The following is a 24139-nucleotide window of genomic DNA, read 5'->3' on the forward strand; positions in this document are numbered from 1 at the left end:
AAGCATGCGCAAAGCGATATCGATCTTCTTCAGGTCAGACGCAGTGTCAGCGTCACCCTCGCTGTCCAGATCACCAGTTTGCTTCACGCGGATCATAACCGTCCTCATCAGATTAGCGGTATGATAGCGCCTCGCCATGCAAACTACGTCTTCAAAGAGTCCCGTTTACGGCCTGCATTTTCGCACTAGATTGTTGACGGTCATGGATGCATGATTGTCGCTACATCCCGTGATAATGTTGACAAGAAGTCGCGGAATTTTTCTTCGAGAAGGATTCAATGTCTTCGCTTGCCATGAAGACGGACGAAGCGCGTGAGCGCCTGGACGACCTCGTCACCAAAGTAGCTGAGGGTTCCCCTCAGGTGCTCCGTAATAATTTTGGGACAGAGGCGGTGCTGGTATCTAAACAGTATTTCGAGAAGGCAGAGTCTCTGATTAAATCCCGTCTCCTCTCGGGCGGATACGCTGGAGAGGAAGAGTCCGATCTGGAACGGGAACTGAAGAATGTCCGGTCGCAACCGACACCTTCGACCAGCGGGAGAAAACAGTCCGGAGGGTGACATATGTTCATCCTCGACACGGACGTTCTAAGCGCTACCCACAGGAAACGGCCCCCGCCGAGCTTAGTTGACTGGCTCACATCTCTTCCAACGTCTGACATCTGCACATCGGAAATCGTCATCACCGAGATCGAAGCTGGGATTGCCCGCCTCATCGAGAAGGGATCGCCTGAGGCTGTCCCTGCTGTCCGATGGTTCGAAAAATCCATCCTGCCTATTGTCACCGTCATACCGTTCATGCGGCCAGCCGGTAGCCTGTACTCTCGGATGGTCGCCATTCAGGATTTGCGTACGCTCGTGATCTTCGATCCTCGTAGCAGGAAGTCGCTTCCTGGGGCCGATCTGATGATTGCCGCTACAGCCATTTCAATTGGTGCGCCAGTCGCAACCCGAAACGTGCGTCACTTCCTGCGCATCCATGAATACTTCCAGCTTCCCGGACTCTACGATCCGTTCACGGGGGCTTGGGCAATCGATCAAACAGGACAGTTGGAATTTCAGTTTGGAACGCCCGTCGAAGGAGGTTTCCGCCAACTCATCAGCGCGCACGAAGACCCCGATGGCGAGCAGTTGGCCTTCGTCGCGTGAGAGCTTTTGACAGGATAGCAAGAAAAATCTTGACAGTCGGAAACGTGATTCGTATAGTGCTGCCCATCATGAACGCGACCTCGGCATACACTCTCTCCCGCACTCAGCAGACGCTGAGCGCCGTCGCGTATTCGCTCGCCCTGATATCCTAAGCGCTGGCGTCGAAGGACGTCGGCCCTTACGCATGCGCCAAATGGGCGCATTTTTTGCGCCTAAATCAGGGTTTGAGTCATGTCTTCCACTGCTTCCGATTTCGAAAGTTTCGACTCCTCCTCAGCGCGCCCAGGCTGCGTGCTGGAAGCTCGTGCCGCGCAGATCGTGACGGTCAAAGCTTCCTGTGGCCTGGCGTTGCCTTTTGGCGCCGAGGCTCCGGTCTGGCTCACCTTCTATATCGAGAAGGGCACCGGCCGCGTTTTCGGCATTATGCCCGTGACCTCACCGGACGCACCGTCTCAGGTCAAACTGGGTCGTCTCATCGGCGCCGCTGCCGGAGAGGACGACGCAGTTTACCTCTTCGAAGCCAAGGCGGAGTTTCCGTTCGCATTGCTCCCCAGAGACGCAGTGGCGGATGAATTGAACCAGTCTCCTGCCGAAACTGGCAAAGTCTCGCGCGCCCAAACCTCCTCTGACAGCCGCTCGATAGCGTAGCAGCGCCCATCTGAGCTGCCGCCGCCCGGAATCCGATTCCGGGAACAGAGAACGTCTGTCTGAAGGAGACCACCATGTCTATCACGTCCATGTTCTCAACCGAGAACATCCCCGCTTGGCAGGAAGCCCAGGCGCGGAAGAAGGAGTTCGAAGAGAAGCTCGCAAATCTCTCCGGGGGATTTGCCGACGAGGGTGCCGCGAAACGCGTCCTTGAGAAGGTGTTCGAGGTCGGCGAACGGCCGGACCAGGTAGCGGCTGTCGAGGCTCGCTATTCGGTCGGCGAGCCGATGACCATCGATGATGCCATCGCGCTTCTCTACTCGCTGTTCGAGGACAAGTCGCTTACGGCGAGTGACTTCCTGGATGTCGTCAATGAGTTTCGCACCCGGCGATATGCACGGCTGTTCGAAGGTGTGGAGCGGCGTTCGCTGCCGATTAGGTCGGCTTCCATCCGACCCATCGTCGATGCCGGTGGGAGCGTGACCGGCTTCGAACTGGCCACCCGCTGGCTGGGCGCAGGCGCGCTTTGGATGAACATCGACCTGATTGACGAGCCTCGCCAAAGCTACCTCGTCAGTCTGCAGTCGTTCGATGATTCGGACGAATGGCTGGACTGGCCAGAGAATCGCGAGGAGCTCCGCAAGGGGCCGAGCATCTTCGTCAATGGTCCTCCCTCGTCGGACGATGACTGGATTTTCCCTTTCGACATCGAGCGGGAGTAAGGCGCCATGACCATTATCAGGAAAACAGCAATGGCCGCGGTCAACGATAACGGCCCAATCCCGCCGACCCTCTTCATCAAGTGGGACCAGCTGATGTCCAGCGCGGAAATCCAGCGTGGGATGGCTCAGCTTGCCTGGAGGATGGGCTATCGGGCACGCGCTCTCTTCATGCCCACGAAAGCAGCTCCCGGGCTGATTGTCCCCCCGGAGGACTCCATCGTCGTGGCAATGGATGCGCGTCGCGATGAATACCGCGCGACCGCGGCCAATTCCAAGCTAAGCGGCACACTCAAGGTGATGCTTCCAAGCAACGATTGGACGGAAGAATCGGACCTCCTGGAAGCAGACATCTACCGTGCCGGTAAGGCTCTCGGCCTTTCAGTCATGCTCCTCACGTCCGCAGGGATGCCCGATGCAGTACGGCTTGAGAGCTTCTGGGCCATCTATGCCTGGACAGCTCCGGACCCGCGTCTCCCGGCTCAGGCTCGGAGTTCGTTCGAGATCGAGTTCCCCGTAGAGGCGCCCGACCCATTGTCGGTTGCCGGGATTCTGGCAGGCACCCGGTCCAATGCCCTTCGGTGGGTAGCAGCACCCGATTGCTACATCCCCATGACCAATCAACTCACCACCCAACCCCGCCGCACTCAGGAGGCCGCATAATGTCCAGCAGCTCAAGGAAAAATCGCCCGCGCCGCACTCGCCAGGAACGCGAGTCGTTCATCCTGGAATGCGACCAAATCATCAACGAAGAAGCCCGTCTTAGGCTGCAGCGGCAAAGGAACACGTCATTCGATTCAATTTGGCTGACGTTTGAGGGCTTTCCTTGGACTTCTGTTGAAGAAGCCAAACGGAAGTTCGGCTCCAAGAGGCCGATGCGAATCTATGAGCTTGCGGTCTTGCTCGAGGCATCGATGCTGAACCGCTATCCGCGCAAGCTTGCCAAGGCGGAGCAGCACCTTCGGAAGCTCATTGGCACCGTTGGCTTGTGCTACCCGGTTATCAATTCCCGACGAGTGCCGGAAACCTGCATCGACGTGTGGCTGACTTTCGATGTCGATGACGAAGGTAATGCAGTCGGACATCGCTTCTGGCGCGACTGGAGGGGTGGCGCAATCAAGCTGCCTGTAAATCTGCTACCGCCTGGCACATCGGCTCTGGAAATCGAGTGGCTGCCTGCTGGTGTTCCCAGCACTGTCCTCTGTGACAACGCTGGTGACTTCCAATCGTGGCGGCTGAACGGATGCATCGAGATCGACCACGCGCCGCTCGACGTCATCCTCATCGATGGCACTCGTCCAATGCTCAGCTCCGTAACTTACCGCACTGACGCGCAGAAACCGAGCAGCCACTGAGAAAATCCACCACGCATAAATCGTAAGGAGAACTATTATGACTTCAACTTCCCTCAACACGCGCGCCGAACTGGATGCCTTCGTCACAACGATGGCGCAGTCCCTGAACCTGGAAGGCAGGGTCCTCTGCTACCCGGGCGAGAGGCTTTCAACCGAAATGATGCTCAACCCGAACTGGGCAGTCCTCGCAATCAAGACGGGGATCCCGCTTCCGGAAAGTGAAACCGTGGGCATCTACCGCGTCCGCTTCCTCCCGGAGAATCGAGATAGGCCGCCGATCGTCAAATCGCGCCTGGAGGTGCAGCTCGGCAGATACATCAACCGCCTCGAGGCGGACGGCTTCCTGCGTGGCTTTGTTCGCGCCATTCACATGCCGGGCGATGAGGTTACGGCTCCTCCGGTGCCAACGAACGTGGCGCTGGTGGTGCTGAAGCCCTATCGGAACAGCCGTCCGGAGGAAGCGTCGGGCTCTATTGCTCTCAATCCAAACTCTTCGGACCGGAACGCGCGTATCAGCGAGAGTACACTGCTTGCCGCCCGGGAAGAACTGAAGAGCTTTCTCAAGTCTAAGGGTCGTACCCTTAGTAAGAAACGCCGTGTTCGACGGGAGCCCATCGCCACCAAAGCGGATCTCGACGAATTCGTACGCAATTTGGCTGAGGCGACCAACCTGAAGGCGGAGGTACTCAGCTATCCCGGCGAGAAACTCGCTCAGGAGTACTCGGCTCACCGGAACTGCGTCGTCCTCGCGGTGCGGACTGAAATCCCGACCGAGGTGAGCCCTGCATCTGACCGCTGGAATGTGGTCAAGGCACTTCCCGACCACCTCGATAATGGGCCGCCGCGGCCTGCTTGGCCGGTTATTGAGCCCAGGCTCGGCCGATACTTCTGTGACCTGAATGGCGGAAGCCCGAACTACACGAGCGAGTTCAGGATGGTCCACATCCCGTTCCTGCCGAAGGACAGCGAGAAGGTGGACAAGAAGTACGCCCTTGTCGTCGTGACGGAGCCGGACGGCGGAGACCCTGACGTTTGGCGCTATCCCTTCGGACGCAATCGACCGGTCCAGACTGGAGGTGAAGCGACAGCACTGAGTTAAGACGTAATCGAATCGACCTCGGGTAACCGGGGTCACCAAAACTCACTCACGACCCGACCGGCTGAAATCACATCCGCCGGAACGAGGAAGCTATGCCCTGAAAGGGGGATCACTATGGAACAGAACTTTGTGTCTACCGGCGAAATCGTCGCCATCGCCAAACGCGTCAGCCGACAGCTGCAGCGTAAGTGTACGTTGCTCTACGTACCTGGCCAGCCTGCAGGAACGCTCACCTGTAGCTGGAAGAACTTCGTCATCGCGTTGGGTAACGATTACCCCAACAACACGCCCGCACGCAAGCGGAAGCCTTGGCGCAATCGCCTAGTCCTCAATCCAGAAGCGGAGATTTACCGACCCGGACATATGAGCTTGCTCATGCGGCGGGTCGGCAAAGCCCTGCATGAGACAGGACTCCGCCATCTGGTTGTCCATGAACCTGTTTCGGATTTCATCCCGAATATGCGGGCGCCGCACGACATGGTCGTCTTTGCCATGTCGGTTACGGACGATGAAATCGAGCAAATGAAATCCGATCAGTACATGGCGTTCTTTCGCCCTGCGCTGACGTCGTCACCCTCACAGCCGAAGATTTGCGCCTAACCATGCGTGAACACTGAGCGCGGGAACCGGCTTGGCTCTCGCGCTCAAGCACCCAATCACATCAAAGGAGAATACAGATGCCTAACCTAGCAGAGCAGTATCGCGACTTCAGAAAGCCGTATCTTGCCGGGCGACCTGTCCGCAAGGTCGTAACCAAGCGGAGGAAGCGTGCGACTGGCCTCGTTTCCAGCGTGAAGAACAACGGCTCGATTCCTTGGGAGTCCCAGATTGAAAGGGACAAAATCTACCTGCTCGAGACCGCCGCCGACGTGGAAGCGTATGAAGCGCAGCCCGAGGAATTTCACTACCAACTTGATGGTGAAATGCGCAGGTACTACCCGGACTTCCGGGTCACGTATTGGGACGGACGACGGGAAATCGTCGAAGTTAAGTGTCAGGCCGACGCTGATGATGAAGAGAACCGGCGTGCGTTCGAAGCAATCAGGAAAGCCTACGCCGAAAAAAACATCGAGTTCCGTGTCGTCACTGACACGGAGATCCGGAAGCAGCCCAGGCTCGACAACGCGATTGAGCTGCTGAAGTTCCGCGACTACCAGCCCAATAGCAGGCTGGCCTCCAAGGTCCGTCATCTCTTCGCCTTGCAGCCGCCCAAGACGCTGCAGGAGCTCGCCGACACTCTTCAGTTCGCCTCGTGGGGCGAACCGAAGCTGCTTGGAATGGCTGCACGCGGCCATTTCGGCATCGAACTCGATGCAATCCCACTCTGTCCCAAAAGTCCTGTTTTTCCCACCAACCCACTAGGAGCTCGCTAATGCCTACTCAATCCCTGCGTACCACCACAAATCGCCATTCCGAAAAGGAAAAGCCCATGACTGCTACCGTTCTGAACTGGGAACCGCGTACCACGGTTCGCATCCACGACCACATCTACAAGGTCCATAGCCTGACCAAGGAAGGCATGGTGAACCTGATCTGCCTCAGCGCAAACGACAATGAGGCATCTGCGCTCTCCAAGTCGGAAACGGAGCTTATGCAGCTCTGGACCCGGAAAGACCTGGAGTTCCTGCGCGACCCTGCCATGGAAGCCGTCGATGAGCGGCGCCGCCGCTACCTTGATGTTCCGTTCTCTTCGTGGCCCGTCAACGTGCAGAAGGCCGCACTGCGCAAATACCACCACGTGAAAGCATGGGCAAACAGGAAACTTCGGCGCCGCACACCGAAAGTGCTCTTGCCCATTATCAACGAAATGGCTGAGGAGCACGGCTACACGAAGGTTCATCCCCGGCAGTTTGCCCGCTGGATTGCCGATTGGGAAAGTATTGGCTCTCCGGACATGCGCGACATCCGTATCTTCGCCCCGAGGTATCACGACCGCGGCAAGAACAAGAATCGCTTCCACCCGCTGGTGCAGGAGCAGTGCGACGCCGTCATCCAGGAGTGGTACCTCTGCGAGCAGCCGAAGACAATTGACGAAATCTGGGGCGAGATTAAGCGCCGCGTAGAGCTCATTGACGCGACGGACCTCGACCCTCGCTACAAGGACGGTAACGTCCTGCGCACCTATAGCCGCTCGAAAGTCTTTGACGAGCTGAAGTTGGTGGACAACGACATTGTTGTCTACCACCAGGAAGGCCCGCAAGCCTGGGACAACAAGTGCAAGCCAGTGCTCCGCGGTCCGCAGGCTACCCGGCCCATGGAGGTCATCGAGATCGACCATACCCTGATGGATTTCTGGGCGGTCGACTACGACAACATGGTTCCGCTTGGCAGGCCGTGGCTGACACTCGCAATTGACCGCTACACAAGGATGGTGGTCGGTTTCTACATCAGCTTCCGTGCACCGAATGCGCACTCGGTATTGAAATGCCTGCACCAGGTAATCATGCCGAAGGACGACATTCTCGCGCAGTTCCCGGGCATCAAAAACCGGTGGCCCGCGATGGGGAAGCCGCTGACCATCGTCACGGACAATGGGTCAGAGTTCCATTCAAGCGGGTTCCTCGGCCTGCTGCATGAACTGAACATCGACTTCCAGGCCTGCCCCGCGAAGAAGCCACGGTACAAGGGCCGCGTGGAACGCGCCATCGGAACCATGATGCGCGGCTTTGCCCACAAGCTGCCAGGTACGACGTTTTCGAACGTAAAGCAGAAAGGGCTTCAGAACCCGGTCAAGGCGGCGTCCATCGATCTTAAAGATGGCGTCCACCTGATGCTGCGTTACATCGTCGACGAGTACCATGTGAAGCCTCACCGTGGTCTCGGCGGCATGTCGCCGCTTGCCAAGTGGAACGAGTATTTCGGCCTGCAGGAAGACGGGAAACTGTCAAAGAGCAAGCCGGTCATGCCCGCCAGGCTCTCTGACCTAGACGAGATCATGACGCTCCCGAAGTACGTTCCGTTGACGCGCGAGGGTGTTCGGATCGCAGGTCTTCGGTACTGCGAAGACAGCCCCGAACTTTACGAACTCATCAACAGGGCGGGCAAGCCGGACAAGGTCAAGGTCCGGGTAAATCATGACGACCTCTCATCGGTGCAAATCGAGGATTGGGATACTCACAAGTACATCACGGTTCCCTCGGTCGACCCTGACTATACCGACGGTCTCACGATGGACGCTCACATGTACTACTGCGAGCGCCGTCGCAGGATGCTTGCGCCTGGTCAGAAAATCACAATCGAGCAGCTCATCGAGACCCGGCACATCACCGACCAGATGATTGCCGACCTTAAACGGCGCGGCAAACGCCGGTCCAAGAAGCTCGACGCCTATCTGAACGGCGACGTGCTTCCGACGAAAAAGACGAAGCAAAAGGCGAAGTCAGAAAAGACTGAGCAGAAGAAACGTCCTGCGGAGCGCAAGCCGAAGGCTGAGGTGCCCGAGCTGCGGGATGAATACGACACCCTCGACGAGATGGTCGAGCGTGGCGAGGAATACGGCATCTCGGCTGATATCTAACCAAATCAATCCAAGCCAGGAGAATCTACATGTCTACCAACACCCCCGTGAACGACAACTCGCCGTTCGAGAAGATTGAGTCCCTTCGCAACAGTTTTGTTGCGTATCCACGCATCAAGGAGATTAGCCGGGCACTTGAGCGTCTGCTCATTTTCGGCAATGCCGGAGCTGCAGCCGGTTCGCCTGCACGCTGCATGCTGCTTACCGGCACCTCGGGAAGCGGTAAGACGGCGCTGCTGAAGAAGTTCGCTTCCAAGCACCCGCCGTACCGGCAGGACGGCCGCCTTATTTGTCCTGTCCTGTACGTGGAGGTTCCGAGTAACTGCAAGCTCGGCGTGCTCGCTGAGAACATCATGCGTGCACTTGAAGTCCCCGAAGCCATCGCGCTTCGGGGAACCACCGCCTCCAAAACGGATCGCGTGAAGCACTACTTGCGTGAGCAGGGTGTGAAACTCGTCATTCTGGACGAGTTCCAGCATATGCTTAAGTCGGAGAACCAGAAGGTCATCTTCGAGGCAGCAGACTACGTGAAGTCGTTGCTGAATGAAGCCATCTGCCCCTTCGTTCTCGCCGGTACGGATGCCGCCAAGAAGGTGTACCGGGAGAATGAGCAGTTGCAGCGCCGCTCGTTCGGTGTTCGCGAACTGCGGCCGTTTGACTGGTTCGATACCACTGACCGGGGAAGCTTCGTTCACATTCTGGCGCACCACCAGAAGAGTTTCCCTCTGGAACTCGAGGCACCGCTCTTCTCCGAGAAGATGGCCTACCGTATCCACGCCATCGCGAAAGGCAATCTCGGGCGGGCGATCGACTTCATCTATGCGCTCGCGTCCCGGGCCGTACATGACGGTCGGCAGAAGGTTACCGTCAGCCTGATGCGTGAAGTCGCCGACGATTTCCGCGACTTCGCCAACCCCGAATGGGTGAATCCGTTCGAGGTGGAGGACGCTGACCTCAAACCTGTCGAGGTCGAGCCGGTCCAGGAGAGGGTCACCACCCTGGGACGGCGCAAGCGGCAGATTACCGCCGCTGACCTCGCTGCCTAAGTGATGAGGAGCGCCGCCATGACCAACCAGGCGGCGCTCCTTTCCGTCGCCCCCCAACCGGAACCTGATGAATCGCTCCTTGGCTATGTCCTCCGGCTCACCCAGCTCAATGGATTGCCCAAGTCATCCTGGCTCTTCCGTACGGCCGGGCTTCCCCTCAGTGATCACAGTCTGCTCGCCACCTATCCTTGGGATCTCACGATGCTGGCCGCGTGCTGCGGAGTAGAGTCGGGGCGCCTTGAGCGGATGGCTTATTGGCCAACCAAAGCGGCTGGGGAATTGAACTTCCTCGGCCACGGTATTCGGGAAGACCTCGTCACTGTCCGGCACCGCCGAGTGTGTGGCCGGTGCCTTCTCGATCGTCCGTATCATCAGGCCATCTGGGACCTCAGTGTAATGACGGTCTGCCCAAGGCACGGGTGCTACCTGGATTTTGCCTGCCGATTCTGCGGGCGGCAGCTCAATTGGCGAGCCGAGGCGTTAACCCGCTGCTCCTGCGGACGGGATTACTCGGGTGCGCCAACAAGGGCCGCCCCGATCGACGTCGTCGAGACGGTAAAAATGGTCAGCCGGACCCTGTCGCCGGACAGTCCTGCCGCCAAGGGGGACTGGATCTGGTTGGCTTACCAACTGGGCTGGCTGGCTACAGGGGGGAATGGCCTCGGGCGGCCGATCGGATTCCTCGAGATCGAGGGCGATACTTCGGGAATCCTGGCCGCCGGGATGGCAGGAGCAGTCGGAAACTTCACCGAATTTCTGGACCGCATGATGGCATTCGGGCCCGCCGGGGAGACCCACTGGCGCTTGGCTCGCACCTTCCGGCTCGTTTCCGAGCTGGTTTCAACACCTCAAAAAGCAGCCAAGCTCTCGGAAACCAGGGCCAGAATGCTGAGAGGGTGAGAGGAATTCCCGGTTTTCCGCCAGAAAACTGAAGCCATTTTCTTCCGAATTTTTATGACATTAACCGGGAAAATTCCGGTTTTCTCCTGGATACGACACCCGAGCGTTACTTGACTTCCTCCGCAGGGAAATCATCTTGCAATCCAGACCAATATGGTCATATTTAGCGCGTAATTCGGACCGTATTGGTCTGAATTGAAATTGCGAAGGATTTGCAAGATGTTGCGGTTGAGCCGACTGGCGGATTACGGGGTCATGGTGATGGCCCATATCGCCTCCGAGCCGGAAGGCGTGCATAACGCTGCCGACGCCGCGGCGGCGACCGGTCTGCCGGGACCCACGGTTGCAAAGATCATGGCCAAGCTCAGCAAGGCTGGTCTACTGACCTCCCTGCGCGGGGCCCATGGCGGCTATCGGCTGGCCAATGCCCCGGAGCAGATGTCGGTGGCCGAGATCATCACCGCCCTGGATGGGCCGATCGCGCTGACGCAATGCTCCAGCGGGCCGAGCGTCTGCGACCGCGAAAATCTCTGCGTGTCGCGGCGCGGCATCAACCGGGTCAATCTGGCGATCCGCAATGCGCTGGAAGGCGTGACCTTGGCCGAACTGGCCCGGCCGCCTTACGACTTCTTCGGTCCATTTCCGCCGCGCGCCGGCGCATCCGTTCCCAATGCCTGAGTGAAGAGGACAGGTCGCCCCATGCCTGCCAATGTCGAAACCATCGAAACCGTCCGCAATCTCGGCGGCGAATACAAATACGGCTTCGTTACCGATATCGAATCCGAGATTCTGCCCAAGGGTCTGAATGAAGACACCATCCGCTTCATCTCGGCCAAGAAGAACGAGCCGCAATGGATGCTGGACTGGCGGCTGAAGGCTTATCGCGCCTGGCTGAAGATGGCCGGCAGGGGCGAGCCGACCTGGGCCAAGATCCATCACCCGGAGATCGACTTTCAGGACATCCATTACTATGCCGCGCCGAAGAAAAAGGGCGCGGTGAAGAGCATGGATGAAGTCGATCCCGAATTGCTGGCGACCTACGAGAAGCTCGGCATTCCATTGAAGGAGCGTGAAATCCTCGCCGGCGTCGCGGTAGACGCCGTCTTCGACAGTGTTTCGGTCGCCACCACCTTCAAGGAGAAGCTGAAGGGTCTTGGCATCATCTTCTGCTCGATGTCGGAAGCGGTGCGCGAGCATCCGGAGCTGGTGCAGAAATATCTCGGTTCGGTCGTTCCCGTCACCGACAATTTCTATGCGACGCTGAATTCGGCAGTCTATTCGGACGGCTCCTTCGTCTACATACCGCCGGGCGTGCGCTGCCCGATGGAGCTGTCGACCTATTTCCGCATCAACGAGGCCAAGACCGGCCAGTTCGAGCGCACGCTGATCATTGCCGACAAGGGCGCTTACGTCTCCTATCTCGAAGGCTGCACGGCGCCGATGCGCGACGACAATCAGCTGCATGCCGCCGTGGTCGAATTGGTCGCCATGGAGGATGCCGAAATCCGCTATGCCACGGTGCAGAACTGGTATCCGGGCGACAAGGAAGGCCGCGGCGGCATCTACAATTTCGTCACCAAGCGCGGCGCCTGCCGCGGCGCGCGGGCGAAGATTTCCTGGACTCAGGTCGAAACCGGCTCGGCGATCACCTGGAAATATCCCAGCGTGATCCTGCAGGGCGACGACAGTGTCGGCGAGTTCTATTCGGTGGCGGTGGCCAACAATGCCCAGCAGGCCGATACCGGCACCAAGATGATCCATATCGGCAAGAACACCAAGTCGACGATCATCTCCAAGGGCATCTCGGCCGGCAAGGCGCAGAATACCTACCGCGGCCTGGTGCGAATGATGCCGAATGCGCTCAATGCCCGCAATTACTCGCAATGCGACAGCCTTCTGATCGGCGACCGCTGCGGCGGCCATACCGTGCCGTATATCGAGGTGAAGAACCGCACCGCGAAGGTGGAGCATGAAGCGACCACCTCGCGCATTTCCGACGACCAGCTCTTCTACTGCCGCCAGCGCGGCCTGTCGGAGGAAGATGCGGTTTCGACGATCGTCAACGGCTTCTGCAAGGATGTGCTGCAGAAGCTGCCGATGGAATTTGCCGTGGAAGCCCAGAAACTGCTGGGCGTCAGCCTCGAAGGCTCGGTCGGCTAAAAGCGAAACAAGGACTGCCCCATGCTTGAGATCAAGAATCTGCACGCCACCGTCGACGGCAAGGAAATCCTGCACGGCATCGACCTGACCATCAAATCCGGCGAGGTGCATGCCGTGATGGGGCCGAACGGCTCGGGCAAGTCGACGCTGTCCTATGTGCTGGCGGGCCGCGAGGGTTACGAGGTCACCGAGGGCGACATCCTCTTCAATGGCCGCAGCATCCTCAAGCTGGAGCCGGAGGAGCGTGCCCGGGAGGGCATTTTCCTCGCCTTCCAGTATCCAGTCGAGATTCCAGGCGTCGCCAACGCCACCTTCCTGCGCTCTGCCGTCAATGCCGTGCGCAAGCACAAGGGCCTGCCGGACATGGATGCGATGAGCTTCCTGAAGACCGCCAAGGCGAAGATGAAGGCGCTGCACATGGACGAGAAATTCCTGCAGCGCGCCGTCAATATGGGTTTTTCCGGTGGCGAGAAGAAGCGCAACGAAGTCTTCCAGATGGCCATGCTGGAGCCTTCCATGGCGATCCTGGACGAGACCGATTCCGGCCTCGACATCGATGCGCTGAAGATCGTTGCCGAGGGCGTGAACGCATTGCGCAGCCCGCAACGCTCGGCGCTCGTCATTACCCATTACCAGCGTCTGCTGGATTACATCGTGCCGGATGTCGTGCATGTCCTGGCGAAGGGCAGGATCGTCAAGACCGGCGGGAAGGAACTGGCGCTCGAGCTGGAAGAACGCGGCTATGCCGAGTTCATCGCGGATGCGGCCTGACGGAGAGCGCAGCATGTCCGCTTTGCCCTTCATGGAAACGATTGCGCAGGCCTTCCGCACGGCGGCGCCGTCGCTGCCCGGCGCGGGCGCCGTCAGCGCCCAGCGGCAGGCCGCGCTGGAAGCGTTCCGGCGCTTCGGCGTGCCGAACCACCGGCTCGAATCCTGGAAATTCACCAGCCTGTCCGGCCTGGAGAAGCAGACTTGGGCGCTGCCCGCGAACGAGGCGGGCATTGATGCGGCCCGCGTCGATGCCGCAGCGCTCGCCGGTGCCGATAGCTATCGCCTGGTCTTCGTCAATGGCCGTTTCGATGCCGCCGCTTCGCGCCTGGACGATTTGCCGAAGGGGGTGATTCTGTCGCCGCTCAGCGGCATGCCCGATGATCTGTCTGAGGTCCTGGCCGGCGAAACGGATAAGGCGACGGCCCTGGCGGCCCTGAACGCCGCGCTGGCCAGCGACGGCGTGGTGTTGCGGCTTGCCGATGGCGTTGTCCTCGAGAAGCCCGTCGAATTGATCGCCTTCGGTGCGCCGGCGCTGGTCAATTTGCGGCACATGATCGTGCTGGGTCGTGGCGCCAGCGCGACCCTGGTCGAGACTTACCGCGATGGCGGTATCGCCGCGCCGGGCTGGACCAATATCGTCGGCCGCATCGAGCTTGGCGAAGGGGCGAACCTTGCCCATATCCGCCTTCAGGCTGAAGGCGCGAGCGCCTATCACGCCGCTCTGGCGCGGATTTCGGTGGGCGGCAAGGCCCGCTACGTCCATCGCTCGCTGCAGACCGGCGGGGCGGTGGCGCGGCACGAATTGCATACCGAATTCGCCGGCAGCGATGCCGCGGTGGATATCCAGGGTCTGACGCTGGCTCGCGGCAGCAGCCATATCGACCATACCCTGTTTCTGCATCATGCGGTGCCCGGCTGCCGCAGCAATCAGCTTTTCAAGCATATCGTCGATGACCGTGGCCATGCCGTTTTCCAGGGCGGCATCCGTGTGGCGCCGCATGCGCAGAAAACGGATGCTCAGCAGCTCAGCCGTACATTGCTGCTGGCCGATCGGGCTCAGGTCGATACCAAGCCTGAGCTGGAGATTCTTGCCGACGACGTGAAATGCAGCCATGGCGCGTCGATCGGCGATCTCGATCCGCAGCAGATGTTCTACATGCAGGCGCGTGGCATTGGCGCGGAGGATGCGCGCCGCCTGCTGCTCGGCGGCTTCGCCTATGAGATCATTGCGGCGGTGCCGGAAGGCAGCTTGCGCGACCGGATCTGCGACGTCGTCGAAGGCTGGCTGCAGGGAGGTGCGGCATGACGGCATTGGCTTCAGCCCGGCGGCCGGCGGTCGCCGCTTTCGATGTCGAGCGCATCCGCGCCGATTTCCCGATCCTGGCCGAGAAGGCCCATGGCAAGCCGCTGGTCTTTCTCGATAGCGGCGCCAGCGCGCAGAAGCCCCAGGTGGTCATCGACGCGATGGCGCGCATGTACCGGCATAGCTATGCAAATGTGCATCGCGGCATTTATCAATTGAGCCAGGAGGCGACGGACGCCTTCGAGAAGGCGCGCGAGACGGTGGCCCGTTTCATCGGCACGCCCGACAGCCGCGAGATCGTGTTCACCCGCAACGCCACCGAGGCCATCAACCTCGTTGCCTATAGCGGCGGCTACAGCTTCCTGAAGCCCGGCGACGAGGTGGTGATCTCGCACCTGGAGCATCATGCCAACATCGTGCCCTGGCAGTTGCTGCGCGACCGGCACGGCATCGTGCTCAAGGTCGCCCCGATCGACGATCGCGGCGCGCTGATCTGGGATGAATTCGTCAAGCTGCTCGGCCCGAAGACCAAGCTGGTGGCGATGGCGCATGTTTCCAATACGCTTGGCACCGTGCTGCCGGTCGCCGAGATCATCCGCGAGGCGCATAAGCATGGCGCGCTGGCCCTGATCGACGGCAGCCAGGCCGTGCAGCATATGCCTGTCGACGTCCGAACCCTGGATGCCGATTTCTACGTCTTCACCGGGCACAAGCTTTATGGTCCGACCGGCATCGGCGTGCTCTATGCCAAGGCGGCGCTGCTGGAGGCGATGCCGCCCTGGCAGGGCGGCGGCGACATGATCCTGGCCGTGACCTTCGATAAGACCGAATTCAACGATATCCCGCATAAATTCGAGGCCGGTACGCCGGCTTTCGTCGAGGCGGTCGGCTTGGCGACGGCGATCGACTATGTGCAGGCCATCGGCCTGGGGCCGATCGCGGCCCATGAGCATGACCTGCTGGCCTATGCGACCGAAAAGCTTAAGCAGATCAATTCGTTAAGAATTATCGGCGAGGCCGAGGGCAAGGCCGGGGTGATCTCTTTTGTGCTGGAGGGTATTCACCCGCACGATATCGGCACCATTCTGGACCGGGAAGGCGTGGCCGTGCGGGTCGGCCAGCACTGCGCCCATCCGGTGATGGACCGTTTCGGCGTGCCGGCCACGGTGCGGGTTTCTTTCGGGATGTACAACACCCGGGCGGAAGTGGATGCGCTTTGCGCCGGGCTACAGCGTGTCAGGGAGATTTTTGGGTGATGTCGGCGACCAGTACGGAGAAGCAGGCGGAAATCCCTTCGGTCGAAGGCCTGCAGGAGCAGGTGATCGAGACCCTGAAGACCGTCTATGACCCGGAAATTCCGGTTAACATTTATGAACTCGGCCTTATATACAATGTCGAGGTCAACGAGGCCCGGGATGTCAGGATCGAGATGACCCTGACCTCGCCGAATTGCCCGGCGGCACAATCGATGCCCAGCGAAGTGGAGTACAAGACCAAGTCCATCGCTGGGGTCGGCGAGGTGACCGTCGACGTGGTTTGGGATCCGCCGTGGACGCCGGAGCATATGTCCGAGGCGGCGCGGCTCGAACTGGGTATATTGTGAGGATTGGACGATGGCTGTGACGGAAACGGCAGAGCGGCGCCCCGCCTTCAAGGCGGTGACCTTGACCGATGCCGCCGCGGCGCGCATACGCGAACTGATGGCCAGGGCGGACAAGCCGATCGTCGGCTTGCGGATCGCGATCAGCACCAAGGGCTGTTCCGGCCTGTCTTATGACATCCAGTATGCCGAGGAGAAGGGCAAGTTCGACGAGGTTGTCGAGGACAAGGGCGCGACCGTCCTGATCGAACCGAAGGCCCAGATGTATCTATTCGGCACCGAGATCGACTGGGTCGAGGACAAGCTGCAATCGGGCTTCGTGTTCCGCAATCCCAATGAAAAGGGCCGTTGCGGCTGCGGCGAAAGCTTCCACGTCTGACGACTGACCGAGATTGCGCCGGCTATTTCTCGCGCCGGCGGTAAATCGTGTAGCGGTCGTAGTCCATGATCTTCTCGTAATCCTCGAACCGCTTGGCAAAGAGGGGATTGCGCGAGAAATAATCCAGATAGCTGAACTCATCGCCCTGGCAGCGCGGGATGCCGGGAACGTTGTCGATGATCAGGAGCGACGGCTTTTTCTTGTAGAAATCCTCGGCCACCGTGCGGAAGACGAAAGCCTCCGCCGGGCTCATTGCTTCCGGCGGATTGTAGAGCGGCGCCAGTTCGCGGCATTCGGCATAGGCGCCCTGGATCAGCCACATGCTTTCGAACCGCATGGTCAGATGCAGATTGGCGTAATTGATCAGCGGAAAGATCGGATAGATGCCGGGCGACAGGATCAGGATGCGGTCGTTGCGCGTCTCCTGCTGCACGATATGCAGAAGCCGCTCCAGCACCGAGCCGCGGTAATCGAGCTGGTTGTCGAACGGCCGGTTGTGCAATACCTGCTGGTAGAAGACGAGCATCATCAGCGCCGCTGCGAACAGCTTGGCCGGCCGGCTGTCGCCCCGCCGCGGCCAGACCACGTGATCCATGACATGGGCGACGATCACGCCCGTGAGCAGCAGCGTGTAAGCCTGAGACGGTAGGGCATGGTAGGGCCAGCCCTTGTGCTGGGCATAGGCTGAAATCAGGCCGCCGATCCCGGCCAGGAACATGACCCGGGCCATGTCCGAGCGGACCGCGAAGAAGGCGGCGATCCCAAGCAGCGGCAGGATGAAGGTCGGCGGTCCCAGATTGGCGCTCAGCGCCAGGTCGATGCTGCTCCAGTTGCTGACTTCGCTGTAGAAGCCGGTCGCGATCGGCCAGACGATGGTGAAATATTCCGGCGTGACGATGATGGCGAAAAGGGCGTGTGCGATGCAGACGGCGAGGACCGACCATGGCGCCGGGTCCGCCAGGCTGCGCCGCAATCCGCATTGCGACAGGACATAGAGTTCGACCAGAAACGGGATGCCGAGGAAATAGGGCTTCATCGCGAAGCCCAGGCCGGCCAGGATGCCGGTTGTGATTCTGATCCGCCGGCTCAGTTTTTCGCCGCCGGCGCGGCCGCTCGCCACCAGCAGATACGGCATCGACAGGACCAGCATGATGTGTTCGCGCTGGGTGAAGGTGTCGCCGGGAAAGACCACCAGGATGAAAAGCAGCAGCAGCGGCAGCAGGGCGTCCGCGGTGGCGTGCGCCGGATCCAGGCTGGCGGCCAGCACCCAGCGGCATGTCAGAAATGAGCCGGCGATGCCCAGGCCCAGCAGGGCGACCAGCATCGTGGTGCCCGGGATGCCGGTCAGCTTGGCGAGCGCTTCCGGCAGCAGATGCAGGACGAAGACCAGCGGGGTATTGATGTCGATGGCATCGACATAAAGCGTGCCGCCATTCAGCCAGACCTTGGCGATGTACAGAAGCACCGCCGTATCGTGATTGATCGACGGGAAGAAGTAGCCGACGATCCAGACGGCGCAAACCGCCAGCACCAGGCTATGCAGCACGTTGGCCCAGTCGAGACGGCGATGCTGGGTCGCCTGATCGTGGGTGCGGGGATAGTCCATCGGCGGATTGGTCGCCTTTGTCAGGTTGGGGCACGGCGAGACTGGCGGATGGCCGGGCCGAATTGGTAAACCATTCGCCGGCCCGGAAATCAATGGTGAGGCGGCAGGGGCGTATGGAGCGGGTGGAATACCACCGGATGGCAGCACTCGAGGATACCATGTGGTGGTTCCGGGCGCTGCACGCCGCCATGATCCAGCGGCTGGGCCAATGGAACTTGCTCGCAGGTGCAGCAATTCTCGATGCCGGCTGTGGCACCGGCGGGCTTTTGGCCCGGCTGGCCGCCGCTCGCCCAGATTTTGCCTTGTTCGGCCTGGAGTTTGATACGGAAGCCGCTGCGCTGGCTCGTAAAAAGGCGAGGCGGCAAATCGCCGTCGGTTCCGTCAATGCGATGCCCTTCGCCGGCGGGGCGTTCGATGCCGTCGTCAGTGCCGATGTCCTTTGCCATGCCGGCGTGGATGAGGCGGCGGCCCTGTCGGAGTTTTTCCGGTGCCTGAAGCCGGGCGGACGGCTGCTGCTGAACCTGCCGGCCTATCAATGGATGGCTTCGGCGCATGACCGGCATGTCCATAATGTCCGGCGCTATACCGCCGGCGGGGCGGTTCGGCTGCTGGCCGGGGCGGGGTTCGACGGGATCAGGGCCGGCTATTGGAACAGTTTGTTGTTTCCGTTAATGCTGCTGCACCGGCTCGCCGCCGGTCGGGGGGAGGGGGGCAGCGATGTTCAGGCTTTCCCGGCTTGGCAGGACCGGACATTCTTTACCGTTACCGCCATTGAACGCCGCTTGGCGCGCGGCGGTATCGGTCTGCCCTTTGGGGGTTCGGTTTGGATATCGGCCAGGAAACCATGAGCGAGTCCGCATTCGCGCTTTCAATCGTCGTGCCGGTCTATAATGGCGCCGACAGCGTGCCCGTCCTCGTCGAGGCGCTGGCGCGCCTCGAGATTCCCGGCGGGCACGAGATTGTCCTCGTCAACGACAGCAGTCCCGATGAATCGCTGGCCGTCTGCCGCGAACTCTGCCGCCGCAACGAGGTGGCGCTGACCGTCGTCAACCTTGCCAGGAATTTCGGCGAGCACAACGCCGTCATGGCGGGGCTGGCACAGGCCCGCGGCGCCTACATCATCACGATGGACGACGATCTGCAGAATCCTCCGGAGGAGGTGACGCGGCTATGGCGCTACGCCAGGGACAATGCCTATGACGTCGTCTACACCTACTACGCCACCAAGAAGCATGCCATCTGGCGCAATCTCGGCAGCCGCTTCACCAACTGGTGCGCCGACTTCCTGCTCGACAAGCCGCAAGGCCTGTATCTATCGAGCTTTCGCTGCCTGAGCGCATTCACCGCGCGTAACATCCTCGCCCATACCGGACCGTTTCCATACATCGATGGCCTGATCATGCAGGTCACGCAGAATATCGGCCGCTTGCAGGTGGAACACCTGCCGCGCGCCAAGGGGCATAGCAACTACACCCTGCGCAGGCTGGTGCGGCTGTTCATGTCGATGTTCCTCAACTTCTCGGTCATGCCGCTGCGCGTCGGCACGCTGGTCGGCTTTCTCATGGCCGGTATCGGCGTTCTGGCCTTCGTCGTCATCCTGATCGAGGCGCTCATCGGCGATACGCCGCAGGGCTATGCCTCGCTGATGGCGGCGGTGCTTCTGCTCGCGGGCGTTCAGCTCATCATGCTGGGGCTGGTGGGGGAATATCTCGGCCGTCTGTTCCTGACCATCAACAGGAAGCCGCAATTCGTCGTTCGCGACGTGGAACGCAACGCCAAGGCCGTCGGAGAGAAATGATGATGTGGTTCTATCTGGCTTTGGCAGCCGGCATTCTTCTTGGGGTCGTCGGGCAATTGCTGTTGAAGGCGGGCGCCGGCGGCGAAACCCTGCTGCAGCAGTTCCTCGCGCCCCAGTCCGTCATCGGATTGGCGCTCTATTTCATTGCGGCGGTCTGCTACATGCTGGCGCTGCGCAAGATACCGGTTTCGGTCGCTTTCCCCAGCGTGTCGCTATCCTACGTGCTGGTTGCGCTGCTCGCCTTCTGGCTCTACGGCGAAGCCCTGAGCCCATCGAAGCTGGCCGGCATTGCGCTGATCTGCGTCGGGGTGATCCTGGTCACCCGCACCGCCTGAGCGGCGTCTCAGCCCCAGGCGGCGCGTATCGCGGCAATCACCGATTCGACCTCGGCATTCTGCAGCTGCGGATACATCGGCAGGCTGAGCACGCTTCTTGCGGCGCGTTCGGTACGCGCCAGGCCGGTCGGCCCGAGCGGAATGCGGCCACGATAGGCGGGCTGCAGATGCACGGGCATCGGGTAATGCACCAGCGTGCCGATATTGCGCTCCTTCAGGCGGGCCTGCAGCTCGTCGCGGCGCTCACCGGCATCGATTACATATTGATGATAAACCGGCATGGCGCCCGGCCTGGTTTGCGGCAGGGCCAGCCCGGATAGGCCGTCCAGGCCCGTGGTGTAGCTTTCGGCGATGCTGCGCCGCCGGGCGGTATCGGCCGGCAGGCGGGTCAGTTTCACCCGCAGAATGGCCGCCTGCAGCGGATCGAGCCGGCTGTTCATCCCGGCGATGTCGCTGACATAGCGTTGCCGCCAGCCATATTCCCGCACCGCCCGCATGGTTTCGGCCAAGGCGCCGTCATCGGTGGTGACGATCCCGCCATCGCCGATGGCGCCCAGATTCTTGGTCGGATAGAGGCTGTAGGCGGCAACGCGTCCCCAATGGCCCACCATGCGGCCATCCAGCATGGCGCCATGAGCCTGGGAATTGTCCTCCAGGATGGTCAGGCCATGCTTTTCGGCAATCGGCTGCAACGCCAGCATGGCGGCGGGCTGGCCATAAAGATGGACCGGGATGATCGCCTTCGCCTTCGGCACGCCGGCCGGCCACTGCTTCAGCAATGCTTCCAGCGCGGCGGGATCGAGCGTCCAGTATTCGTCGACATCGACCAGGACCGGCGTTGCGCCGGTCAGCTCGATGGCGGCGACGGTCGCCACGGCGGTATGGGAAACCGTGATGACGGAATCGCCGGGGCCGATGCCGAGCGCTCTTAGCGCGATGATCAGCGCGTCGGTGCCGCTGGCGACGGCAACGGCATGCTTGGCGCTGCAATAGGCGGCAAACTCGCGCTCGAAAGCGGCAACCTCTTCGCCGAGGATGTACCAGCCGCTGTCCAGCACGCGACGGATGGCGGCGTCTATGTCAGCGCGCTGGGCGATATAGGCGGCTTTCGGATTGGTCTGTGGGATCATGGTCAGCGAGCTTTCGACTCAGATGTAGTGGGCGGCATGCTGCCGGTAGAATGCTATCGTTTCAGCCAATCCGTCGGCCAAGTCGGTTTTCGGCTTCCAGCCAGCCGCCTTGCGAAATGCGCTATCGTTCGCGACGTAATCGCCGATATCGATCTTCTTGCGCTCGGCCGGGAATTCCCGCACGTCGTAACCGCCGTTGCCGGCCACGCGGACCATGGTTTTTGCCAGATCGAGCAGCGTCACCGGCGGGCAGCCGCCGACATTGTAGGCCTGTCCGATGGTTCCGTCCTGCTCGGCAGCCGCCAGCAGGGCGGAGATCAGGTCTGCGATATAGGTGAAGTCGCGCTTCTGCGTACCGCCCCAGACCTCGAACCGGCCATTTTCGATGACATGCCGGATCCAGACCCCCAGAAAGGTCTGCTTGGCATCGCGGATGCGCATGCGCGGACCGAAGACGTTGGTCAGGCGCAGGGCCGTGGCGCGCAGGCCGTACACGCGGGCATAGAGCAAATGATAGGATTCAGCGGCGTATTTATGGATGCCGTTGATGTCGGGCGACGCGATCGGATGGGCCTCGTCGACTGGCAGATAGCGCGGCGGGCCGTAGAATTGCCGGGTCGAGCTGTAGATCAGCCGGGCCTGCGGGTTGGTCCGCCGTACCAGTTCGAGAAAACGCAGATTGGCTTCCTGATTGAGCCGCAGATCTTCCAGGGGCTGCAGCATCGAATCCATATGCGAGGTCTGGCCGGCCAGGTTGAAGATGACCGCGGCGCCTCCGACGGAATCGGCTATGGCGCTTTCGGCGCCGATATCGGCTTCGATGAGTTGAACGTTCCCGGGGGCGCCCGAAAGATTGAAGGGATTGGCGCCATACTGGGCCAGCATGCGGTCGATCACCGTGACCCTGGCGCCGAGGCCCGCCAGATGGAGGACCAGATTGGAGCCAATGAAGCCCATTCCGCCGGTGACAACCACCGGAACATTGCGCCATGTCATTTTAGCCTCGAGCGGGAAAGCCGATTCCCAATTTTCTGGCGATAAATTATGGCCGAAATCGGTATGGCCTGTCAGCGGTCGGGCTTGCCGCTCTTTTTCGGGCGAGGCAAAGTGGCGGCAGGAGGAGCCATGCGTTTCAGCGGATCGCTTGCCATCGTCTGGATCGGTATCGTGCTGGCCGGTTGCGCCGGGCCCGTATCCGAACCCTACTATATCGGCCGCTGGATGCCATCGGACAGCGGAAAGATCGACATTCCCAGCCGGGTGCCGCTGACCGACACCAGGACCGGACGGCCCTATCTTTCCATCTGTTACAACAAAATGCTCCACAACGCTGAGCAGGTGCGGCAGCTGGTACGCGAGAACTGCACCGATCCGCAGCTCTTCTATAACGGCAGCGATCTTTATGCCTGCTCGCTGGCCGCGCCGATCCGGGCCACCTATAGCTGCGGCGCGCTGAGCCGCGCCGCACAGGAGGCGCGCCCCAATCTGCTCAAGGACGACCGTTACCTCGGCGAGATCAAGATCTATTGAGCCGCCTGGCGACCCTAGAGGGCGATCCGCAGCCCGCTGTCGCGATCGAAAAGATGGGCATGGGCAAGGTCGGCGATCAGGCCGGGCTTGGAATGATCGTGATAGCCCGCATGGCTGGGAACCCGGGCGACCAGGTCCTCCCCGGCGATCTTGCCGTGCAGCAGCGTATCCGCGCCGAGTTCCTCCGCCACATCGACATCCAGCTGGATCTGCGCCGCCTCTCCCTGGCGGGCGATCCGCAACTGCTCCGGACGAATCCCCAGGGTGTATTCCCCCGCCGGGACCGTCCAGCCGCTTGGAAGTGCCAGTCTGGTCCCGTCACGCAGTTTCGCCTCGAGATTGCCGGGGGTGCCGGCGATCTCGCAGGTCAGGAAGTTCATCGCGGGCAAGCCGATGAAGCTGCCGACATAGGTGGTGGCCGGCTTGTTGTAGACCTCCTGCGGCGTTCCGATCTGATCGGCCCGCCCCAGATTCATGACAACCAGCCGGTCGGCGAGCGTCATCGCTTCGACCTGATCATGGGTAACGTAGATCGACGTCACGCCGAGCTGCTGATGCAGCCGCTTGATCTCGAGCCGCATCTGGACGCGCAGCTTGGCGTCCAGGTTGCTGAGCGGCTCGTCGAACAGGAACACGCTCGGCTCGCGGACGATGGCGCGGCCCATGGCCACGCGCTGGCGCTGGCCGCCTGAAAGCTCGCGCGGCTTGCGCTGCAGATACGGCTGCAATTGCAGGATTTCGGCGGCCTGCTGAACGCGCTTTTCGATGTCCGATTTGCTCATGCCGCGAATGCGCAGGCCATAGGACATGTTCTCGTAGACGCTCATATGCGGGTAGAGCGCATAATTCTGGAACACCATCGCAATGTCGCGATCGCGCGGCTCGATGTTATTAACGACGCGATCGCCGATGGCGATCTCTCCCTCGGTGATCGCCTCCAGGCCGGCGATCATGCGCAGCAAGGTCGATTTGCCGCAGCCGGACGGACCGACGATGACGATGAACTCGCCATCGGCGATGTCCATGTCGATGCCATGGATGGCCTTGACCGGGCCGTAATTCTTCTTCACGCCTTTCAGCGTCACTTTCGCCATG

Annotated in this window: 27 protein-coding genes; 23 read left to right on the plus strand and 4 right to left on the minus strand. The window is 60.8% G+C overall.

The window, feature by feature from the left end; genetic code table 11:
- Positions 1–278 precede the first annotated feature (278 nt).
- The 19 genes from VF194_RS04455 (at position 279) to VF194_RS04545 (ending at position 16645) form a co-directional block, all read left to right on the plus strand.
- Positions 279–560 (plus strand): hypothetical protein, encoded by a 282-nt coding sequence (locus VF194_RS04455; RefSeq protein WP_330888435.1) that lies wholly within the window; start codon positions 279–281, stop codon positions 558–560.
- A gap of 3 nt (positions 561–563) precedes the next feature.
- Positions 564–1148, plus strand: coding sequence for a type II toxin-antitoxin system VapC family toxin (locus VF194_RS04460; RefSeq protein WP_330888437.1), 585 nt, complete (start codon positions 564–566; stop codon positions 1146–1148).
- 231 nt (positions 1149–1379) lie between these two features.
- Positions 1380–1796 carry a hypothetical protein gene (locus tag VF194_RS04465; RefSeq protein ID WP_330888439.1) on the plus strand — a complete coding sequence of 139 codons (417 nt, stop codon included), beginning with the start codon at positions 1380–1382 and terminating at the stop codon, positions 1794–1796.
- 74 nt (positions 1797–1870) lie between these two features.
- Positions 1871–2518: a hypothetical protein gene (locus VF194_RS04470; RefSeq protein WP_330888444.1), complete on the plus strand. Its 648-nt coding sequence runs from the start codon at positions 1871–1873 to the stop codon at positions 2516–2518.
- Positions 2519–2524: 6 nt separating this feature from the next.
- Entirely contained in the window at positions 2525–3178 is a 654-nt protein-coding gene (locus VF194_RS04475; RefSeq protein ID WP_330888446.1) for a hypothetical protein, read from the plus strand.
- Positions 3178–3870 (plus strand): hypothetical protein, encoded by a 693-nt coding sequence (locus VF194_RS04480; protein ID WP_330888448.1) that lies wholly within the window; start codon positions 3178–3180, stop codon positions 3868–3870. Before VF194_RS04475 ends, VF194_RS04480 begins: the two co-directional genes overlap by 1 nt.
- A 37-nt stretch (positions 3871–3907) precedes the next feature.
- On the plus strand, positions 3908–4969 hold the full coding sequence (locus VF194_RS04485; protein ID WP_330888450.1) for a hypothetical protein: 1062 nt from the start codon (positions 3908–3910) through the stop codon (positions 4967–4969).
- Positions 4970–5083: 114 nt separating this feature from the next.
- A complete protein-coding gene (locus tag VF194_RS04490) occupies positions 5084–5569 on the plus strand; it encodes a hypothetical protein (protein WP_330888451.1) in 486 nt (161 codons plus the stop codon).
- 77 nt (positions 5570–5646) lie between these two features.
- Positions 5647–6342 (plus strand): Tn7 transposase TnsA N-terminal domain-containing protein, encoded by a 696-nt coding sequence (locus VF194_RS04495; RefSeq protein ID WP_330888453.1) that lies wholly within the window; start codon positions 5647–5649, stop codon positions 6340–6342.
- A gap of 56 nt (positions 6343–6398) precedes the next feature.
- On the plus strand, positions 6399–8486 hold the full coding sequence (locus VF194_RS04500; RefSeq protein ID WP_330888455.1) for a DDE-type integrase/transposase/recombinase: 2088 nt from the start codon (positions 6399–6401) through the stop codon (positions 8484–8486).
- A 29-nt stretch (positions 8487–8515) separates the two neighbouring features.
- Positions 8516–9532, plus strand: coding sequence for a TniB family NTP-binding protein (locus VF194_RS04505; RefSeq protein WP_330888456.1), 1017 nt, complete (start codon positions 8516–8518; stop codon positions 9530–9532).
- Positions 9533–9550: 18 nt separating this feature from the next.
- Complete coding sequence (locus VF194_RS04510) at positions 9551–10432, plus strand: TniQ family protein (RefSeq protein WP_330888458.1); 882 nt, start codon at positions 9551–9553, stop codon at positions 10430–10432.
- Between the two features lie 219 nt (positions 10433–10651).
- Positions 10652–11110: an SUF system Fe-S cluster assembly regulator gene (locus VF194_RS04515; protein WP_330888460.1), complete on the plus strand. Its 459-nt coding sequence runs from the start codon at positions 10652–10654 to the stop codon at positions 11108–11110.
- Between the two features lie 21 nt (positions 11111–11131).
- Complete coding sequence (gene sufB / locus VF194_RS04520; RefSeq protein ID WP_330888462.1) at positions 11132–12592, plus strand: Fe-S cluster assembly protein SufB; 1461 nt, start codon at positions 11132–11134, stop codon at positions 12590–12592.
- A 21-nt stretch (positions 12593–12613) separates the two neighbouring features.
- Positions 12614–13363: a Fe-S cluster assembly ATPase SufC gene (gene sufC / locus VF194_RS04525; protein WP_330888464.1), complete on the plus strand. Its 750-nt coding sequence runs from the start codon at positions 12614–12616 to the stop codon at positions 13361–13363.
- 13 nt (positions 13364–13376) lie between these two features.
- Positions 13377–14669: a Fe-S cluster assembly protein SufD gene (gene sufD / locus VF194_RS04530; RefSeq protein ID WP_330888466.1), complete on the plus strand. Its 1293-nt coding sequence runs from the start codon at positions 13377–13379 to the stop codon at positions 14667–14669.
- Complete coding sequence (locus VF194_RS04535) at positions 14666–15922, plus strand: cysteine desulfurase (protein WP_330888468.1); 1257 nt, start codon at positions 14666–14668, stop codon at positions 15920–15922. The genes sufD and VF194_RS04535 overlap by 4 nt, the downstream gene beginning before the upstream one ends.
- Positions 15922–16269 (plus strand): SUF system Fe-S cluster assembly protein, encoded by a 348-nt coding sequence (locus VF194_RS04540; RefSeq protein WP_330888470.1) that lies wholly within the window; start codon positions 15922–15924, stop codon positions 16267–16269. Before VF194_RS04535 ends, VF194_RS04540 begins: the two co-directional genes overlap by 1 nt.
- 10 nt (positions 16270–16279) lie before the next feature.
- On the plus strand, positions 16280–16645 hold the full coding sequence (locus tag VF194_RS04545; protein ID WP_330888472.1) for an iron-sulfur cluster assembly accessory protein: 366 nt from the start codon (positions 16280–16282) through the stop codon (positions 16643–16645).
- A gap of 22 nt (positions 16646–16667) precedes the next feature.
- Here the strand turns inward: VF194_RS04545 and VF194_RS04550 are convergent, their stop codons facing one another.
- On the minus strand, positions 16668–18251 hold the full coding sequence (locus VF194_RS04550; protein WP_330888474.1) for a hypothetical protein: 1584 nt from the start codon (positions 18249–18251) through the stop codon (positions 16668–16670).
- Positions 18252–18364: 113 nt separating this feature from the next.
- Between VF194_RS04550 and VF194_RS04555 the strand changes: the two genes are divergently transcribed.
- Genes VF194_RS04555 through VF194_RS04565 form a run of 3 tightly spaced genes read left to right on the plus strand, consistent with a single transcriptional unit; the run spans position 18365 to position 20384 of the window.
- Positions 18365–19099, plus strand: coding sequence for a class I SAM-dependent methyltransferase (locus VF194_RS04555; protein WP_330888476.1), 735 nt, complete (start codon positions 18365–18367; stop codon positions 19097–19099).
- Complete coding sequence (locus tag VF194_RS04560; protein ID WP_330888478.1) at positions 19096–20049, plus strand: glycosyltransferase family 2 protein; 954 nt, start codon at positions 19096–19098, stop codon at positions 20047–20049. Before VF194_RS04555 ends, VF194_RS04560 begins: the two co-directional genes overlap by 4 nt.
- Positions 20049–20384 (plus strand): DMT family transporter, encoded by a 336-nt coding sequence (locus VF194_RS04565; protein WP_330888480.1) that lies wholly within the window; start codon positions 20049–20051, stop codon positions 20382–20384. The genes VF194_RS04560 and VF194_RS04565 overlap by 1 nt, the downstream gene beginning before the upstream one ends.
- An 8-nt stretch (positions 20385–20392) precedes the next feature.
- Here the strand turns inward: VF194_RS04565 and VF194_RS04570 are convergent, their stop codons facing one another.
- A complete protein-coding gene (locus tag VF194_RS04570) occupies positions 20393–21514 on the minus strand; it encodes a DegT/DnrJ/EryC1/StrS family aminotransferase (RefSeq protein WP_330888482.1) in 1122 nt (373 codons plus the stop codon).
- 18 nt (positions 21515–21532) lie between these two features.
- The gene (locus VF194_RS04575) at positions 21533–22510 is read right to left on the minus strand and encodes an NAD-dependent epimerase/dehydratase family protein (protein ID WP_330888484.1); all 978 of its coding nucleotides are present in this window, start codon (positions 22508–22510) and stop codon (positions 21533–21535) included.
- A gap of 129 nt (positions 22511–22639) precedes the next feature.
- Here VF194_RS04575 and VF194_RS04580 point away from each other — a divergent pair, with 129 nt between their 5' ends.
- Positions 22640–23044, plus strand: coding sequence for a hypothetical protein (locus VF194_RS04580; RefSeq protein WP_330888486.1), 405 nt, complete (start codon positions 22640–22642; stop codon positions 23042–23044).
- Between the two features lie 14 nt (positions 23045–23058).
- Here VF194_RS04580 and VF194_RS04585 read toward each other — a convergent pair whose 3' ends face one another.
- Positions 23059–24138, minus strand: a complete 1080-nt coding sequence (locus VF194_RS04585) for a sn-glycerol-3-phosphate import ATP-binding protein UgpC (protein WP_330888487.1) — start codon at positions 24136–24138, stop codon at positions 23059–23061.
- Between the last annotated feature and the right edge of the window lies 1 nt (position 24139).

This window comes from Ferrovibrio sp. (assembly GCF_036381655.1).
GTDB lineage: Bacteria > Pseudomonadota > Alphaproteobacteria > Ferrovibrionales > Ferrovibrionaceae > Ferrovibrio.